The organism is Pantoea sp. CCBC3-3-1, from assembly GCF_007981265.1.
Classification (GTDB): domain Bacteria; phylum Pseudomonadota; class Gammaproteobacteria; order Enterobacterales; family Enterobacteriaceae; genus Erwinia.
Genome location: NZ_CP034363.1, coordinates 3,773,100 through 3,789,077, shown reverse-complemented (window position 1 = coordinate 3,789,077; position 15,978 = coordinate 3,773,100). Strand labels below are relative to the sequence as shown.

The window sequence follows — 15,978 nt, the reverse complement described above, 5'->3', positions numbered from 1 at the left end:
GTAACTACAGCGAGCAGGAAACGCAGCCTTCGACTTCGGTTCCCATCAGCGCCATCTGTCGCAGACGAATGTAATACAGCGTCTTGATGCCTTTTTTCCAGGCGTAAATCTGCGCCTTGTTGATATCGCGCGTGGTGGCGGTATCACGGAAAAACAGCGTCAGAGACAGGCCCTGATCGACATGGCGAGTCGCCTCGGCATAGGTATCGATAATGGCCTCAGGCCCAATGTCGTACGCATCACGGTACAGCGCCTGATTGTCGTTGTTCATAAAGGGGGCCGGATAATAGACGCGGCCCGTTTTCCCTTCTTTGCGGATCTCAATGCGGGAAACGATCGGGTGAATGCTCGACGTGGCGTGGTTAATGTAGGAAATCGAACCGGTCGGCGGAATAGCCTGCAGGTTCTGGTTATAAATACCGTGCTGCATCACCGCTTCACGCAGCTGCTGCCACGCCTGTTGGGTCGGTAGCGTAATACCGGCTTTACGGAACAGGGCGGCGGCTTCGGGCGTGCGTGGCTGCCAGCTTTGACTGACGTACTGTTCAAAGTATTCGCCGCTGGCGTAGCGGGAATGCTCGAAACCGGCAAAGCGTTCACCGCGCTCCTGAGCAATCAGGTTAGAGGTGCGCAGCGCGTGGTAGGTAATGGTATAGAAATAGAGGTTGGTGAAGTCCAGTGCCGCGTCTGAACCATACTGAATCCCTTCACGCGCCAGATAGCCGTGCAGGTTCATTTGCCCCAGGCCGATAGCATGCGACTGGGCGTTGCCTTTCTCAATCGATGGCACCGAGTGAATATGACTCTGATTAGAAACGGCGGTCAGGCCGCGTACCGCGATTTCGACGGTGCGGGCAAAATCGGGCGAATCCATGGTATGGGCAATATTCAGCGATCCCAGGTTGCAGGAGATATCCTTGCCGATATGGCGATAGCTGAGATCGTCGTTGTATTCGGTCGGCGTATTAACCTGAAGGATTTCTGAACAAAGATTGCTCATGTTAATCCGTCCCTGAATCGGGTTGGCGCGATTCACCGTATCTTCAAACATGATATACGGATAGCCCGATTCAAACTGGATTTCCGCCAGCGTCTGAAAGAATTCGCGTGGATTAATAAAGGTACGACGAATACGCTCGTCGGCCAGCATTTCTTCATATTTCTCGCTGATGCTGATATCCGCAAACGGCAGGCCGTAAATCCGCTCTACGTCATAAGGAGAGAACAGCGCCATCGGCTGATTGTCGCGCGCCAGCTGGAAGGTGATATCCGGGATCACCACGCCCAGCGACAGCGTTTTAATACGGATTTTCTCGTCGGCGTTTTCACGTTTGGTATCAAGGAAACGCAATATATCGGGATGATGCGCGTGCAGATAGACCGCGCCCGCGCCCTGACGAGCGCCAAGCTGATTGGCGTAGGAAAAAGCATCTTCAAGCATTTTCATCACGGGGATCACGCCCGATGACTGGTTTTCAATACGCTTGATTGGCGCGCCCGCTTCACGCAGGTTCGACAACAGAAACGCCACGCCGCCGCCGCGTTTGGAGAGCTGTAACGCAGAGTTAACCGAACGTCCGATAGATTCCATGTTGTCTTCAATGCGCAGTAGAAAACAGGAAACTAACTCGCCGCGCTGCTGCTTGCCGCAGTTCAGAAACGTTGGCGTTGCAGGCTGAAAACGGCCCGAAAGGATCTCTTCCATCAATGCCGTCGCCAGAACGGCATCGCCTTTTGCCAGCGTCAGCGCCACCATACAGACACGTTCAGTAAACCCTTCCAGATAGCGTTTGCCGTCAAAGGTTTTCAGCGTGTAGCTGGTGTAAAACTTCCAGGCACCGAGGAAGGTTTTGAAACGGAAGCGATGCTGATAAGCCTGTTCAAACAGCGTATTAACGAAATCGAAAGGATAGGCGTTAAGCACGTCGGCTTCGTAATAACCTTCGGCAACCAGATACTGTAAGCGTTCACTAACTGAGTCGAAAGTGACGCTGTTTGGCAGCACGTGCTGAAGGAAATATTGCCGGGTCGCTTCGGCATCCTTCTCGAACTGAATACGTCCGTCAGCATCGTAGAGGTTAAGCATCGCGTTCAGCGAATGATAATCCGCGGCGACCGCATTAGGGGTTATGAGTGTGCTTTCTGTTGCAGCCACAATTGGGTTACTCCGTGATGAACGTTCGCGATGTCGTCGGCGGTGCCCAGCAGCTCAAAGCGATACAGGCAGGGAACCTGACATTTTTGCGCAATAATGCTGCCCGCCAGGCAGTAGCCTTCGCCAAAGTTGCGGTTGCCCGCCGCAATGACGCCACGGATTAGCTGGCGATTACTGACATCGTTTAGAAATTGAATGACTTGTTTAGGCACCGCGCCACGGGCGGTACCGCCGCCATAGCTGGGAACCACTAAAATATAGGGTTCCTGTACCTGCAAACGCCGATTGCTATCCAGCGGGATGCGCCGGGCGGGCAGGCCGGTACGGACGACGAAGCGGTGAGTGTTTTCCGACTGGCTGGAAAAATAAACCAGTATGGACATTGGCTCAGCCTCGCAGTGCCGCATGGCTTAATGCAGAAATTTTATCGGGGCGAAAACCGCTCCAGTGCTCTTCTTCGGCCATCACCACCGGCACCTGGCGATAGCCCAACGATTTCAGCGTTTCTACCGCAGCAGGTTCATGATCAAGATTCACCAGCTGATAATCGATACCCTGCTTGTCCATCGCATTTTTCGTCGCATTGCACTGGACACAGTTATTTTTAGTGTAAATAATAATGCGCATGATTCGTATTACCCTTCAGGTGGGTTGGAGCCCGGCACGGTTTACTGTTTTCGATGCCGTTGCGGGCCACATGTTGTGGTCGATTTGATGTTTTAAATACTAGATGTAGTATTGTTGCATTGCAACCGCACAAGATGTGGGATTTTATCAGCGAAGCGGGTGGAACCCTTGAGAAGCCTGGCCTGAAGCGGAAATAAAAAAAATTGAGAAAGTTTTACTGTAAAAAATTGTAGATTAGGTTAAGAGAGAGGGTGAAAATTTCGCCATTATTGCTGAAGGCGTTTCCCAAATTGGACCTGATATCTCTGCCTCCCGGCTTCGGGCAAAAAAAATCCCCGCAGCGCGGGGATGATAAGCGTAGACTGAATTAGTTGCGGGTAGTCGTGGTTGTGGCAATTAACGCCCCAACAAAAATACCTAAAGCTGTACCAATACCGACACCGTGCCATGGCTTGTCACGAACGTAAGTGTCAACCTGTTGCGTGGCTTCTTTGGCAACCTGAGTCACACGATTACGGCCATGCAGTTTGGCGCGTGTTTCCTTCAGCAGGGCTTCCGCTCTTGAGCGGGCGCCGTCAACCTCATCCTGAGCTTTGCTACCGTAAGATTTCAGCAAATCGTCGAGGGTATCGGCTAACTGAGCGACGTCCTGATTGATATCAATGTCTTCATTTTTGGTCGTCCGGTTAAACATTTTTATCTCCCGTGGAAATGATTCGTACTCTTTACTATAGACTATCAGAGAGATTTTTAATGGCGCTGGTCCTGTTCAGTGCCGTTTGTGGACAATTCCGAAAGCCCTGCGCCCTGGCGCTGAGGTAAGGTGGCGGGGTTGGCAAGTATTAGAGGATTAAACATGTATTTACGCCCTGATGAGGTCGCTCGCGTACTGGAAAAAGCGGGATTTGAGATGGACGCCGTAACGGCAAAAGCTTACGGATTTCGCCGTGGCGACAGTTACGTTTATGTCAACCGCGAAGCACGTTTGGGCCGCACCGCGCTGGTCATTCATCCTACGTTAAAGGAAAAAAGCCACAGCTTTGCCGTTCCGGCATCGGAGATTAAAACCTGCGAGCACTATGTGCAGTTCCCCATGTATCTGGTGGGAGACAGTCAGGATCATTACGGCATTCCTCACGGCTTCAGCTCGCGCGCCGCGCTTGAACGTTATCTCGAACACATGTTCGACTGATCTCCTCCCTAAGCGATTCAGCGCGTCTCGCCAGAGAGTGCGCTGGCATCCTGCATCTCCCTGCGATCTGTAACGTTGCTTTACTGCTGTAGACCAGGTATAACGCTGACTGAGTAGAAGTTTAGACGTCTATACGGATAACACAGCAATGCAACAAACCCAGCAGGACAACACGCAACAGTTCAAACGCAGCATGAAAGCGCGCCATCTGGTGATGCTCTCTCTTGGCGGCGTCATCGGCACCGGCCTGTTTTTCAACACCGGCTACATAATTTCAACCACCGGCGCAGCGGGCACGCTGCTGGCTTATCTGATTGGCGCGCTGGTGGTCTACCTGGTCATGCTGAGCCTTGGCGAGCTTTCCGTGGCCATGCCCGAGACCGGTGCGTTCCACGTTTACGCCGCACGCTATCTTGGCCCGGCGACGGGGTATACCGTTGCCTGGCTTTACTGGCTTACCTGGACCGTGGCGTTGGGATCAAGCCTGACCGCCGCCGCTTTCTGTATGCAATACTGGTTCCCTGACTCGCCTGTCTGGCTGTGGTGCCTGCTGTTCTGCGTGCTAATTTTTATGCTGAATGTGGTTTCCTCACGCTTTTTCGCCGAAGGTGAGTTCTGGTTTTCGGTGATTAAAGTGATCACCATTCTGGCGTTTATCGTACTGGGCGGAGCCGCCATGTTCGGCTTTATTCCGTTAAAAGATGGCAGCAGCGCGCCGTTCTTCCATAACCTGACCGCTTCTGGCTGGCTGCCCCATGGCGGACTGCCGATTTTAATGACGATGGTGGCGGTCAACTTTGCATTTTCCGGTACTGAACTGATCGGCATCGCCGCAGGCGAAACGGAAAACCCGCACAGGGTTCTGCCGCTGGCTATCCGTACCACTGTTGCCCGCCTGATCATCTTCTTTATTGGTACCGTATTGATCCTGGCAGCGCTGATCCCAATGGATCAGGCCGGGATCGTCAAAAGTCCGTTTGTTCTGGTATTTGAAAAGATTGGCATTCCTTATGCCGCCGATATTTTTAACTTTGTGATCCTGACAGCCATTCTTTCTGCCGCTAACTCAGGCCTGTATGCGTCAGGCCGCATGCTGTGGTCGCTCTCTAATCAGCAAACGCTGCCTCGTTGCTTTGCTAAGCTGACGCGCCGCGGCATTCCGCTGATGGCGATTTCCGTCAGTATGCTGGGTGGGCTGCTGGCGCTGTTTTCCAGCGTGATTGCGCCAGACACGGTGTTCGTGGCGCTGTCGGCTATCTCCGGTTTTGCCGTGGTCGCCGTCTGGCTGAGTATCTGCGCTTCCCACTACTTTTTCCGTCGTGCACATTTGCGTGCGGGCAAACCGCTGTCGGATCTGAAGTACCGCGCGCCGTGGTATCCATTGACGCCGGTGCTGGGCTTTTTGCTCTGCCTGCTGGCCTGCATCGGGCTGGCGTTCGATCCTGAACAGCGTATTGCGTTGTACTGCGGTCTGCCTTTTGTCGCGCTCTGCTATGGCGCTTACTATTTCACGCAGCTGGTGAGAAAACGCGAGCTGGCAAAGGAGGTTCAGCATGTCCCTGACTGATATTACAAGGCTGGTGGCTTCCGGCCTGGTGCTGGATGGCGCAATGGCGACCGAACTGGAAGCGCGGGGCTGCGATTTAAGCGATGCGCTGTGGTCGGCTAAAGTGCTGATTGAAAACCCGGAACTGATTTATCAGGTGCATTACGACTATTTCAGCGCGGGCGCGCAGGTGGCGATCACCGCCAGCTATCAGGCGACGCCGCAGGGTTTTGCGAAGCGTGGCCTGAGTGAAGAAAAATCGCTTGAGTTAATTGCCAGAAGCGTTGAGCTGGCGAGCCGCGCCAGAACAGACTACCTGGCGACGCAACCGGAGGGTGCCGCTTTGCTGGTGGCCGGATCGGTCGGGCCTTATGGCGCTTATCTTGCCGACGGCTCGGAATATCGCGGCGATTATGCTCTGCCTCAGCAGGAGATGATGGCTTTCCACCGTCCGCGAATTGAGGCGCTGGTGGCGGCGGGGGCGGATATCCTTGCCTGTGAAACGCTGCCTTCATTCGCGGAGATCCAGGCGCTGGTGGCTTTACTACAGGCGTTTCCAGCTACCCCCGCCTGGTTCTCGTTCACGCTGCGAGACAGCGACCATCTTAGCGACGGTACGCCGCTGGCCGATGTGCTGGCGTTTCTGGATAACGTTCCTCAGGTGGTGGCGCTGGGCATCAACTGCATCGCGCTGGATAAGGTGACGGCTGCGCTGAAGGTCTTCTCAGCATTAAGCGAGAAGCCGCTGGTGGTCTATCCCAATTCGGGTGAGCAGTATGACGCCATCAGTAAACGCTGGCACAGCGATGCCTCAACCTGCACGCTGATCGATAATCTTGCCGACTGGCAGGCCGCCGGGGCAAAACTGATTGGTGGCTGCTGCCGTACCACGCCTGCCGATATTAAAGCTATTGCGCAGCGCTGCCGATAAAGCTTCCTGAGGTTTACATCATCGCCCGATCGCATCGGGCGTGATTATCAAACCCGCCTGGACTATTCTCACTATTTAACCTGGCAGGAAAGCTTATGAGACTTCTTTTACTGGCGCTGGCCTCGGCGTGGCTACTGAGTGGGTGTGCGACTATCGTGGGCGATAAAACCCAGGACGTGACCATCCAGAGCTGGCCGCAGGGCGCAAAATTCGTCGTACAGGATGAAACGGGCAGGGCGGTAGCGGAAGGCTACACGCCAAAAACCGTGACGCTGGCTAAGTCCGACGGCAGCTATTTTGGCAAAAAGAAATTCCTGCTGATGCTGGAGCAGCCCGGTTTTGTGCCACAGACTATCCCGCTGAAAGAGAAGGCTAACCTCTGGTATCTGCTGGGCAACATTCCGCTGGGCGGCTTCCCCGGCTGGCTGCTGGTCGATCCGTTTAACGGCGGCATGTACAGCATTGAGCCACCACCCGCACGCATTATCCTGAATCCAATTGGTGCGCGTGGGGGTTAACAGGTAACGCTAAGCAAAACGGCCCGCGCCTGAGATGATGCGGGCCGTTTGTTACGCCTTGAGGCTTATTGCGCCGTAGGCTGCACCATCGCGTGGGAGGGTTTGTGCTTTGCCAGATACTGCTGCTGGAAGATGCACATACGAATCGTGTTGCGATACTCGCCGTTGATAAAGAACTCGTGGATCAGTTCTCCCTCAATCTCAAATCCCAGCTTGCGGTAAATATGAATCGCTTTTTCGTTCTCTTTATCGACGATCAAATAGAGCTTATAAAGATTCAGTACTGAAAAACCATACTCCATGGCAAGCCTGACCGCTTTGCTCGCCAGCCCTTTGCCCTGATGGCTGGGCGCGATAATAATCTGAAACTCGGCGCGGCGGTGAATATGGTTGATTTCCACCAGCTCGACCAGGCCAGCTTTATCCCCCTCATACTCCACAACAAAACGACGTTCGCTCTGATCGTGGATATGCTTGCTGTACAGATCCTCCAGCTCCACAAAAGCTTCATAAGGCTCTTCAAACCAGTAGCGCATCACGCTGGCATTGTTATCAAGCTGGTGAACAAAGCGCAGATCTTCCCGCTCCAGCGGACGCAGCTGTACGCCATTTTCAACGGATTTGGCACTCATCACTCTTCCTTTTACTGACGAATTTTTAGTCGGGGGGGAGTATACGACGTCAGGAACAAAATAACAGGATGACCCGGTAGAGGTTTAGAAAGTATTTATTTACTCAGCGCAGGAGATCCCGCGTGTTGCCGTATTTTCAAACTCTTCCTTCCCTGCGTAAACCGCGCGTTAGCATGAAATAAATGAATCATAAGTTAATCTAATGTTTAACTAAGGTAATATGTAATGGAATGCAAGTAAACGACGGAGGATGAAGAGAGGACGGATAAATTATTGCGATGATTGCAATGGCGGCAGCAAATACGCAAAGCTAGATACACGAAGGTTAATTCATAACTTTTTGTATTACATCGCTATATCTCGCCTGTTATCTGTTTTTTTTGCGGATCGATGATTGTTGTTACTCACCGCAAAAAAATATCTCCAGCGCAGAAAACAGCATCATCATTTATGTCTCTTTTATATTTATGCGTTAATTTATCACTGCTATTAATGTGATTTTTATATTGAGGAAATAATTTGTTTTTTTCGCAATCACGACTAGCTTTATGAATGTCGCGACTTAATACGCTATTAATATAAATTACTCTTCCGGCCAGGTATTTTTCGTACGGTCGTTAACTTATTGCAGGATAATTTCTATGAACTGGCTCCACGAAATCTTTCGGCTTTCACCCGAGCTGGCGCTATTCCTTTCGCTCGCTGTGGGTACATGGATTGGTCAATTTAAACTTGGCGCATTTCAGCTTGGCGGCGTAGCGGGTGCACTGCTGGTTTCCGTATTAATTAGTCAGGTTGGGGTCACTATTGATAGTGGAATTAAAAATGTTTTGTTTGCCCTTTTCATCTATGCCGTAGGTTTTGAAAGTGGCCCTAAATTCTTTTCTTCATTAGGTCGACGCACGCTGCGTGAAATAGCTCTGGCACTAATTTTAGTTGTTTCTTCATTAGTAACGATCGTAGCGATGGCGAAATTCTTTGCGCTGGATAAAGGTATTGCCGCAGGTATTGCTGCCGGTGCGCTGACTCAGTCAGCCATTATAGGAACAGCCAGTGCGGCCATTTCTAAATTGAGTCTGGATCCGGCGCAGCTGCAACAAATGCAGGGAAATGTGGCCGTGGGTTATGCCGTTACTTATATCTTTGGCTCTCTGGGCGCGATTATTATTTGCGTCAATATTCTGCCCAAAATTATGGGCCGTACGATACGTGACGATGCGGTAAAAGCGGAGCTGGAGCTTCTTCACGGTGCCAGCCTGCTGGCACCGGGTCAGGAACCGGCTCTGCCAGAGCTGGTAGGACGCGTATTTCTCGCCGGGCCGGCTGCTGGAAAGACCGTAGCGGCGGTGGAGTCGGCTGCCGATCCGCTTTATCCCGTTACGCTGGAGCGCATAAAGCGTAGAGGCGAAGTCATCGCCGTCACGCCTGAAATGCGGCTGAACGACACCGATGTATTGCTGCTGGTAGGGCGGCGTAAAGGCGTTATCGCGTTAGCCTCTTTGCTGGGAAAAGAGCTGGAAGCTGAAGAGGGGCCAGAAATGGTCATGCAGACGTCTGAAGCCTTGCTGACAAATCCGGTGTTTATTGGTAAGCGAATTGATGAACTGCGTCAGCAAATCTCGGTTGATGTTCGTCACGGTGTGTTTGTCACTGCGCTAAAGCGCGGAGAAGTATTACTGCCGTTTAAAGACGATACGGTTATTCAACAAAACGACATTGTGACGCTGTACGGCAGTGAACAGGATGTTCAGCGCGCTGTCGCACTGGCCGGACCGTTGCTGATTAAAAGTCCAAAGTCCGATTTGATGTTTCATGGCCTGGGTCTCTCCTTCGGATTGATATTAGGGCTACTGGTCGTGCGTATCGGCGCGGTGCCTCTGACGCTTGGCAGCGGTGGCGGCGCGCTGCTGGCGGGGCTGATCTTTGGCTGGTATCAGGCCCGTAAACCGCTCAGCGGCAATATGCCAACGCCGGCTTCCGGTTTGCTGCGCGATCTGGGACTGGCCGGTTTTGTGGCGGTGGTAGGCCTACAGTCTGGCTTGCAGGCTGTACAGACCGTCATGTCAAACGGCATCTCAATTTTCCTGATCGGCGTCGTGGTCACCGTGGTTCCTTTGATGATCACGCTACTGATTGGTCGCTATGTCCTGCGTTATGACAATGTGGCCATTTTTGCCGGTGCCCTTTCCGGCACGCGTAGCGCCAATCCCGCTTTTGGTGAAATTCTTGATAAAGCGGGGAATTCTGTTCCAACAGCACCTTTCGCAGTGACCTATGGTTTAGCCAACGTGTTCCTCACCTTGCTGGGTCCGCTAATTGTCGCGCTGGTCTAATCCCTGTCAGTGAATCTGAACTCCTCAACAGAGAGCCTTGTTATGTCAAATCCCTATGAAAAATATGCTTCACTGAGTCCGTTTGAATTAAAAGATGCGCTAATTGAGCTGGCCTCAAGTAAGGCTGACAGGCTGATGCTCAATGCGGGTCGGGGCAATCCCAATTTTCTGGCGACGCTTCCTCGCAGAGCTTTTTGGCGACTGGGTCTGTTTGCCACCGAAGAAGCTGAGCTCTCCTACTCCTATCTTCCTCATGGCATAGGCGGTTTACCAAGGATTCAGGGCATTGAAGCCCGTTTTGACGCGTTTCTGGCGAATAACCACGAACAGCCAGGCGTGGCTTTTTTATCGCGCGCCGTCAGCTATGTACGCGATCAGTTAGGCCTTTCCGCTTCGGCTTTTTTGCATGAAATGGTGGAAGGGATTCTGGGCGTTAATTATCCGGTGCCGCCGCGGATGCTGCATATTAGTGAAAAAATAACCCGTGAGTACATCGTTAAAGAGATGATTGGCGGAATGCTCTCTGCCGAGGACGTGGATTTGTTCGCGGTAGAAGGCGGGACGGCGGCTATGACCTATCTGTTTAATACATTGCGTACCAATGGCCTGGTGAAATCAGGTGACAAGGTAGCGATGGGGGCACCGATATTTACGCCTTATATCGAAATCCCTCAGCTGGAGGATTACCGGCTGGAGAGTGTTATGATCAACGCTTCCCCGGAAAATAACTGGCAGTATCCTGATGAGGAGCTGGATAAATTATTAGATCCTGAGGTGAAGATTTTCTTCTGTGTGAACCCCAGCAATCCCGCCTCGGTAAAAATGGATAATCGCACGCTGGAAAAGATGACTAAAATAGTGGAGCAGCGTCCCGATCTTATCATCCTCACCGATGACGTTTACGGGACTTTCGCCAACGATTTTAAATCTCTCTTTGCGATCTGTCCGCAAAATACCATTCTGGTTTACTCCTTTTCAAAATATTTTGGCGCAACAGGCTGGCGGCTGGGCGTTATTGCCACCCACCGACAAAATATTCTTGATGAAAAAATCAGTAACCTCAACGATGCTGAAAAGCATCGCCTTAACGAACGTTATCTTTCCCTGACGCCTGACGTCCCCGCACTGAGTTTCCTTGACCGCGTAGTTGCAGATAGCCGCAGCGTGGCACTAAACCATACGGCCGGATTATCCACGCCACAACAGATACAGATGGTGCTGTTCAGCCTGTTTGCTCTGATGGATGGCAATAACGGATACAAGGCGGCGGTATCGGAAATTATTCGACGCCGTCAGGCCGTGCTCTACCGTGAGCTGGGTATTACGCATAGCATAAGTGAAGAAGAAGTGGATTATTACACGTTGCTGGATCTGGAGGCCATTTCGCGCCAGGTTTATGGTGACGAGTTTGCAGCCTGGGTGAATAAGACATTAAATCCCACCGACCTGTTATTCCGCATTGCTGAGGAAACCGGCATTGTTATGCTGCCAGGAACAGGGTTTGGCACGCTAAAACCCGCGGGGCGTATTTCGCTGGCGAATCTCAATGAATATGAATATGCCGCCATCGGTAAGGCGCTGCGACAGATGATGGAACACTATTACAAAGAATATACGCAAAACTCGTCGCAAACGGCTGAGTAGCGTCTGAGGCAACCGCCAGCGCGAACATTCGGCTGGCGGTTGAGCATTGCTTCAGGAAATTAGAAGTTATAGCCGACAACCAGGTAATAACCCCAGCCAGTAGACTTCACTTCGAACGGGCCGCTACCAAAATTCAGCTCCTGTCCATCTGCCCACTGTCCGCCGTTATGGAAGTAACGGGCCACGGCAGAGTAGTGCCAGTGGTCGTAAGCCAGTGACAGGATATGGCTGGACGCAATAGAGTTACTGGTGCGCGACGCATCGCTTTTATCACGCAGATCCGAACCCCAGTCAAAGTTAGTAAAGCCAACGTAACCCAGTTTGCCGCCCCACAGGGTGGTGATAGGGACGAAGTATTTCACCTTGAAGCGATAGCCATCCCAGCTGTTTTCATTGGCCGCACCGTAGTTTTCCCACTGATATTTGGCATAGACGTTCAGCGACAGACCAATATCGGAATGGGTATCGATATCGGTGCCCAGACCCATATACCAGGTATTCTGGCGGTTATCGCTGTTGCGGCCCATATCGTAGATATAGTTGTTGGCAAAGTACCATTCTTTGAACGGGCCGAAGCTCAGATCGGTGTTGGTCAGCTTGTCGATGGAGAAACGCGGTTCGATCTCCATAAACATCGGCGAGCCGTGGTCAAAAACGCCGTTGGCATTTGAGTTGCCTACGCCAAAGAAGTTGGTCAGATCGAGGTAGCCATAGAAATCGAACCAGTCTTTTTTCGCGAAGGCTTCATACTCGAGGTAGACATCGTTATTGAACTGCGGCCCGAAACGGGTATGGGTGCTTCCTACCACGTTCACGCTCTGGTGCCACCAGTCGGAAACGTATTGTGGTTCATCGGTTGCAGCAAACGAAGCGGCACTGTAAGAGAGCGCAACCAGGGCGCCAGCCATCAGAGATTTATATTTCATTAGATTACCACATGCTTAATGACCATTTTCTGCTGCCTGCAAGATGGTCTTGTTAAGTCGTTATCCGGTGAGGAAGAAGGACTGTTTTCACAACCGAAAACACCCGTATCAAATGCCGCGGCAGTGTGCCGTGATTCGCGCTTTAGGAAATAGAGATTGCTCACACATGTCAAACTCTGTTTCATTTCAATTCCGCTAAAGTGTGATTAAGATCACATTAACAACTGAACTAATGCGCGGAATCCGCTGTCGCGGCGTAACGGCCGTTTTTCTCGCCAGGTAATCGTTTGCCTGACGGAGGGATGGAATTTTAGGGTGAGCAACGCGTCCTGAACGACGTTGTAAAGCCAGACCGGCCAGATGTTGCGATAAGGATATCTTATGGATAGAGGGAGAAATAAGCAGGGGTTAAGGCTGGCTGCCGTGGGCATATTCGGGTGCAACGGATTTGCAGCAGAAACTGTTGATAAAAAAAGTGGATGTCGGTGACTTGCTGAATGTCCATCAAATCTCCAGTGAAAGCACCGTTAAAGGTTTTTTCAGCCTGCCTGAACAGGCTGAAAGACAATGCCTTAAAGCGGAGCTGCTGGAGAAGCCGCCTGGTCATAACCGCCCCAGACTGACTGGTCATAGTTGATTACCGAACCGGTCATGACGCCGGAGGCAGTACTGGCCAGGAAGGTGACGGCCTCCGCCACTTCTTCGGGCTTAATCAGGCGGCCAAAAGGTTGTTCCGCCGCCGCTTTTTCCAGCCAGTTGTCTTCTGCGCCGTGATACTGCTTCATGATGCGGTCTTCGCCTTCCGACGCCATCCAGCCAATATTCAGCGCATTGACGCGGATACGATTACGCAAAAGCGCGTAGGCCGTGTTACGGGTTAACGTCGCCAGCGCCCCTTTCGATGAGCAGTAAGCGGCAATAAACGGCTGGCCCGCCAGGCCAGACATGGAGCAAATATTCACTATTGCGCCTTCAGTGTTCTCCCTGCGCATAATTTTGATTGTCTCCTGCATCAGGAAGAAGGGGCCACGCACGTTGGTTGCAAACATCTTGTCGAACAGCTCCGGCTCAGTGTCCAGTATGGTGCCGCGATCGGTCATGCCGCCTGCGTTAACCAGCACGTCAACTTTGCCAAACAGCTCGTCTGTTTTCGCAATAACCTGACGACAATCTTCCACAGAAGATAAATCGGCGCGTACAAATACCACACGAGTTCGGCCTGCTTCGCTCAGCTGGGCGGCTATCTCCTCACCCTTAGCCTGATTTCGTCCACAGATAACCACGCCAGCGGCGCCCTGCTGCATGAAATGACGGGCGATAGCGGCGCCTAGCCCCTGGGTGCCACCGGTAACAACGGCAACTTTTCCTGTTAACTGACTCATCAGATGACTCCTTGAACGAGATGATATCCTGCCGCGCAGAGTGCGCTGTGCAGGGTGTTATAGCCAATACGGGCATACTTCAGCGGCGTGTCGCCATCCAACTGGGGAAGAGCGTCATTCGTCCAGGCAATCGGCGCGATGCCGGGTTTCGCTTTAAGCACCCTTTTCTTATTCCCTGTCAAAGGCCGAGCCGCTGTTTTTTACGTCCTTCAACATGAGCCGCGCGGGCTTCATTAACGCTTTCACGAGCGCTTACTTCCGGCACGCCGACGTCCCACCATGCATCGCCCGGCGTCCAGCTGTAAGGATGAGTAGAAATGCAAATCACCGTCGTGCGATCGTTGCCTTTCGCCCACTGAATCGCTTCTTCCAGCTCGTTCAGCGAGGTGACTTTACGGGCCCGCGCGCCCATTGATTGCGCATTGGCGACAAAATCGACATGGAAGGGTTCTTTGACCCGACAATCTTTCAGCAGATTATTGAAGGAGGCACCGCCTTTGGCATTCTGAAGCCGGTTAATCACCGCAAAGCCGCCGTTGTCGCAGACCAGCAGAATAAATTTATGGCCGGAGAGCACGCTGGAATAGATATCCGAATTCATCATCATGTAGGTGCCGTCGCCAATCATCACGAACACATCCCGATCCTGTTCGGTCATGGCCACGCCCCAGCCTGCGGAGAGTTCATATCCCATGCAGGAGAAACCGAATTCACAGTCGAAGGTGCCGCTGTTTTTGACGCGCCAGCCCTTCACCAGCTCGCCAGGCAAACCGCCTGCCGCGCTGATAATGTAATCTTCCGGTGCCGCCTGCGCGTTCACCACGCCGACAACCTGCGCATAAGTGGGATCGTCGTTGCCGGTGGTGCGTTCCTGCTGTCCGGCGATCAGTGCATTCCACCCGGCAAAAGCTTTGCGGCCTCTTTCCAGCCAGGCGGCATCGGCTTCCCATTCGCCCAGCGCGGTGTGCAGTTCACTGAGACCTTCGCGGGCATCGCATACCAGCGGGAGGGAAAAGTGCTTATGAGCGTCGAAACGCGCGGCGTTAAGCGCGATAAACTGTGCTTTATGGTCGAACACCGTCCAGGAGCCGGTGACAAAATCCATCAGGCGCGTACCCACGGCGAGGATCACGTCGGCATGAGCGGCAAGCTCGTTAGCAGAGGTTGAACCCAAAATGCCAATCGGCCCCATATGCGCGGGATGATCGTGAGTAAAGGCGCCTTTACCGGCGATGGTTTCCACCACCGGAATACCGTGCGCCAGCGCAAACTCTTCCAGCACCGCTTCGGCCTGCGAATAACGCACGCCACCGCCGGAAATAATTAGCGGCCGTTTTGCCTGTTTCAGGCGCTCGACCGCCTGCGCCAGCACCAGACGATCCGGACGTGGGCGCGGCATCGAATGCAGACGAGGCTGGAAAAATGCTTCCGGATAATCCCACGCCATCTCCTGAACATCCTGGCAAACGCCGATAAATGCCGGGCCGCATTCGCCCGGATCCAGCATGGTGGCCACCGCCTGCGGCAGCGAAGAGAGGATCTGTTCCGGCCAGGTAATACGATCCCAATAGCGAGTGACCGATTTGAAAGCATCGTTGACGGTTTGCGTGGGATTACTGAAATGCTCAACCTGCTGCATCACCGGGTCGGGATGGCGCCGGGCAAAGCTGTCGCCGCAAATCATTAGCATCGGCAGACGGCTGGTATGCGCAACGCCCGCGGCGGTCAGCAAATTGGTGGTGCCAGGGCCAATTGAGGCGGTGACCACCATAATTTGGCGGCGAACCATCGCTTTGGCAAAACCCACCGCGGCAAAGCCCATCGACTGCTCGTTCTGGCCGCGCCAGGTCGGCAGCGTATCCTGAACGGCTTCAAGCGCTTCGCCAAGGCAGGTCACATTGCCATGACCAAAAATGCCGTAAACCCCGGGAAAAAGCGGAACGCGTTTGCCATCCACTTCGGTAAATTGTTGACTCAGATAGCGAACTATCGCCTGAGCTGTCGTGCAACGAATCGTAGCCATATCTTTCTCACTCTGAGAGGACGCCAGAGAACAGCATCACGGTTTATTGTTACAGCGTTAATTGCTTAA

The 15,978-nt window shown here is 52.7% G+C and carries 14 protein-coding genes; 6 read left to right on the top strand and 8 right to left on the bottom strand.

Annotated features, from left to right (window positions below; genetic code table 11):
• Window positions 1-4 precede the first annotated feature (4 nt).
• From nrdE to EHV07_RS17680, 4 genes are all read right to left on the bottom strand, one after another.
• Complete coding sequence (gene nrdE, locus EHV07_RS17695) at window positions 5-2,086, bottom strand: class 1b ribonucleoside-diphosphate reductase subunit alpha (RefSeq protein WP_254446364.1); 2,082 nt, start codon at window positions 2,084-2,086, stop codon at window positions 5-7.
• A 41-nt stretch (window positions 2,087-2,127) separates the two neighbouring features.
• Window positions 2,128-2,538 carry a class Ib ribonucleoside-diphosphate reductase assembly flavoprotein NrdI gene (nrdI, locus tag EHV07_RS17690; RefSeq protein ID WP_147199426.1) on the bottom strand — a complete coding sequence of 137 codons (411 nt, stop codon included), beginning with the start codon at window positions 2,536-2,538 and terminating at the stop codon, window positions 2,128-2,130.
• Between the two features lie 4 nt (window positions 2,539-2,542).
• On the bottom strand, window positions 2,543-2,782 hold the full coding sequence (gene nrdH, locus EHV07_RS17685) for a glutaredoxin-like protein NrdH (RefSeq protein WP_147199424.1): 240 nt from the start codon (window positions 2,780-2,782) through the stop codon (window positions 2,543-2,545).
• Between the two features lie 367 nt (window positions 2,783-3,149).
• A complete protein-coding gene (locus tag EHV07_RS17680) occupies window positions 3,150-3,476 on the bottom strand; it encodes a DUF883 family protein (RefSeq protein ID WP_147199422.1) in 327 nt (108 codons plus the stop codon).
• A gap of 162 nt (window positions 3,477-3,638) precedes the next feature.
• On the opposite strand from EHV07_RS17680, the gene EHV07_RS17675 reads away from it, so the two are divergent.
• From EHV07_RS17675 to EHV07_RS17660, 4 genes are all read left to right on the top strand, one after another.
• On the top strand, window positions 3,639-3,974 hold the full coding sequence (locus EHV07_RS17675) for a DUF2002 family protein (RefSeq protein ID WP_147199420.1): 336 nt from the start codon (window positions 3,639-3,641) through the stop codon (window positions 3,972-3,974).
• A 148-nt stretch (window positions 3,975-4,122) separates the two neighbouring features.
• Window positions 4,123-5,541, top strand: a complete 1,419-nt coding sequence (mmuP, locus tag EHV07_RS17670) for an S-methylmethionine permease (protein WP_147199418.1) — start codon at window positions 4,123-4,125, stop codon at window positions 5,539-5,541.
• Complete coding sequence (gene mmuM, locus EHV07_RS17665; RefSeq protein ID WP_147199416.1) at window positions 5,528-6,451, top strand: homocysteine S-methyltransferase; 924 nt, start codon at window positions 5,528-5,530, stop codon at window positions 6,449-6,451. The genes mmuP and mmuM overlap by 14 nt, the downstream gene beginning before the upstream one ends.
• 95 nt (window positions 6,452-6,546) lie before the next feature.
• Window positions 6,547-6,969 (top strand): hypothetical protein, encoded by a 423-nt coding sequence (locus EHV07_RS17660; protein ID WP_147199415.1) that lies wholly within the window; start codon window positions 6,547-6,549, stop codon window positions 6,967-6,969.
• Window positions 6,970-7,034: 65 nt separating this feature from the next.
• Here EHV07_RS17660 and speG read toward each other — a convergent pair whose 3' ends face one another.
• The gene (speG, locus tag EHV07_RS17655) at window positions 7,035-7,601 is read right to left on the bottom strand and encodes a spermidine N1-acetyltransferase (RefSeq protein ID WP_147199413.1); all 567 of its coding nucleotides are present in this window, start codon (window positions 7,599-7,601) and stop codon (window positions 7,035-7,037) included.
• A gap of 641 nt (window positions 7,602-8,242) precedes the next feature.
• On the opposite strand from speG, the gene aspT reads away from it, so the two are divergent.
• Complete coding sequence (aspT, locus tag EHV07_RS17650; RefSeq protein ID WP_147199411.1) at window positions 8,243-9,934, top strand: aspartate-alanine antiporter; 1,692 nt, start codon at window positions 8,243-8,245, stop codon at window positions 9,932-9,934.
• Between the two features lie 42 nt (window positions 9,935-9,976).
• Window positions 9,977-11,578 carry a bifunctional aspartate transaminase/aspartate 4-decarboxylase gene (locus EHV07_RS17645; RefSeq protein ID WP_147199409.1) on the top strand — a complete coding sequence of 534 codons (1,602 nt, stop codon included), beginning with the start codon at window positions 9,977-9,979 and terminating at the stop codon, window positions 11,576-11,578.
• Window positions 11,579-11,637: 59 nt separating this feature from the next.
• On the opposite strand, the gene EHV07_RS17640 is transcribed toward EHV07_RS17645, so the two are convergent.
• From EHV07_RS17640 to iolD, 3 genes are all read right to left on the bottom strand, one after another.
• Entirely contained in the window at window positions 11,638-12,504 is an 867-nt protein-coding gene (locus tag EHV07_RS17640) for a nucleoside-specific channel-forming protein Tsx (protein WP_147199407.1), read from the bottom strand.
• 572 nt (window positions 12,505-13,076) lie between these two features.
• Window positions 13,077-13,886 (bottom strand): SDR family oxidoreductase, encoded by an 810-nt coding sequence (locus tag EHV07_RS17635; protein ID WP_147199404.1) that lies wholly within the window; start codon window positions 13,884-13,886, stop codon window positions 13,077-13,079.
• Window positions 13,887-14,064: 178 nt separating this feature from the next.
• The gene (gene iolD / locus EHV07_RS17630; protein ID WP_147199401.1) at window positions 14,065-15,909 is read right to left on the bottom strand and encodes a 3D-(3,5/4)-trihydroxycyclohexane-1,2-dione acylhydrolase (decyclizing); all 1,845 of its coding nucleotides are present in this window, start codon (window positions 15,907-15,909) and stop codon (window positions 14,065-14,067) included.
• Window positions 15,910-15,978 lie beyond the last annotated feature (69 nt).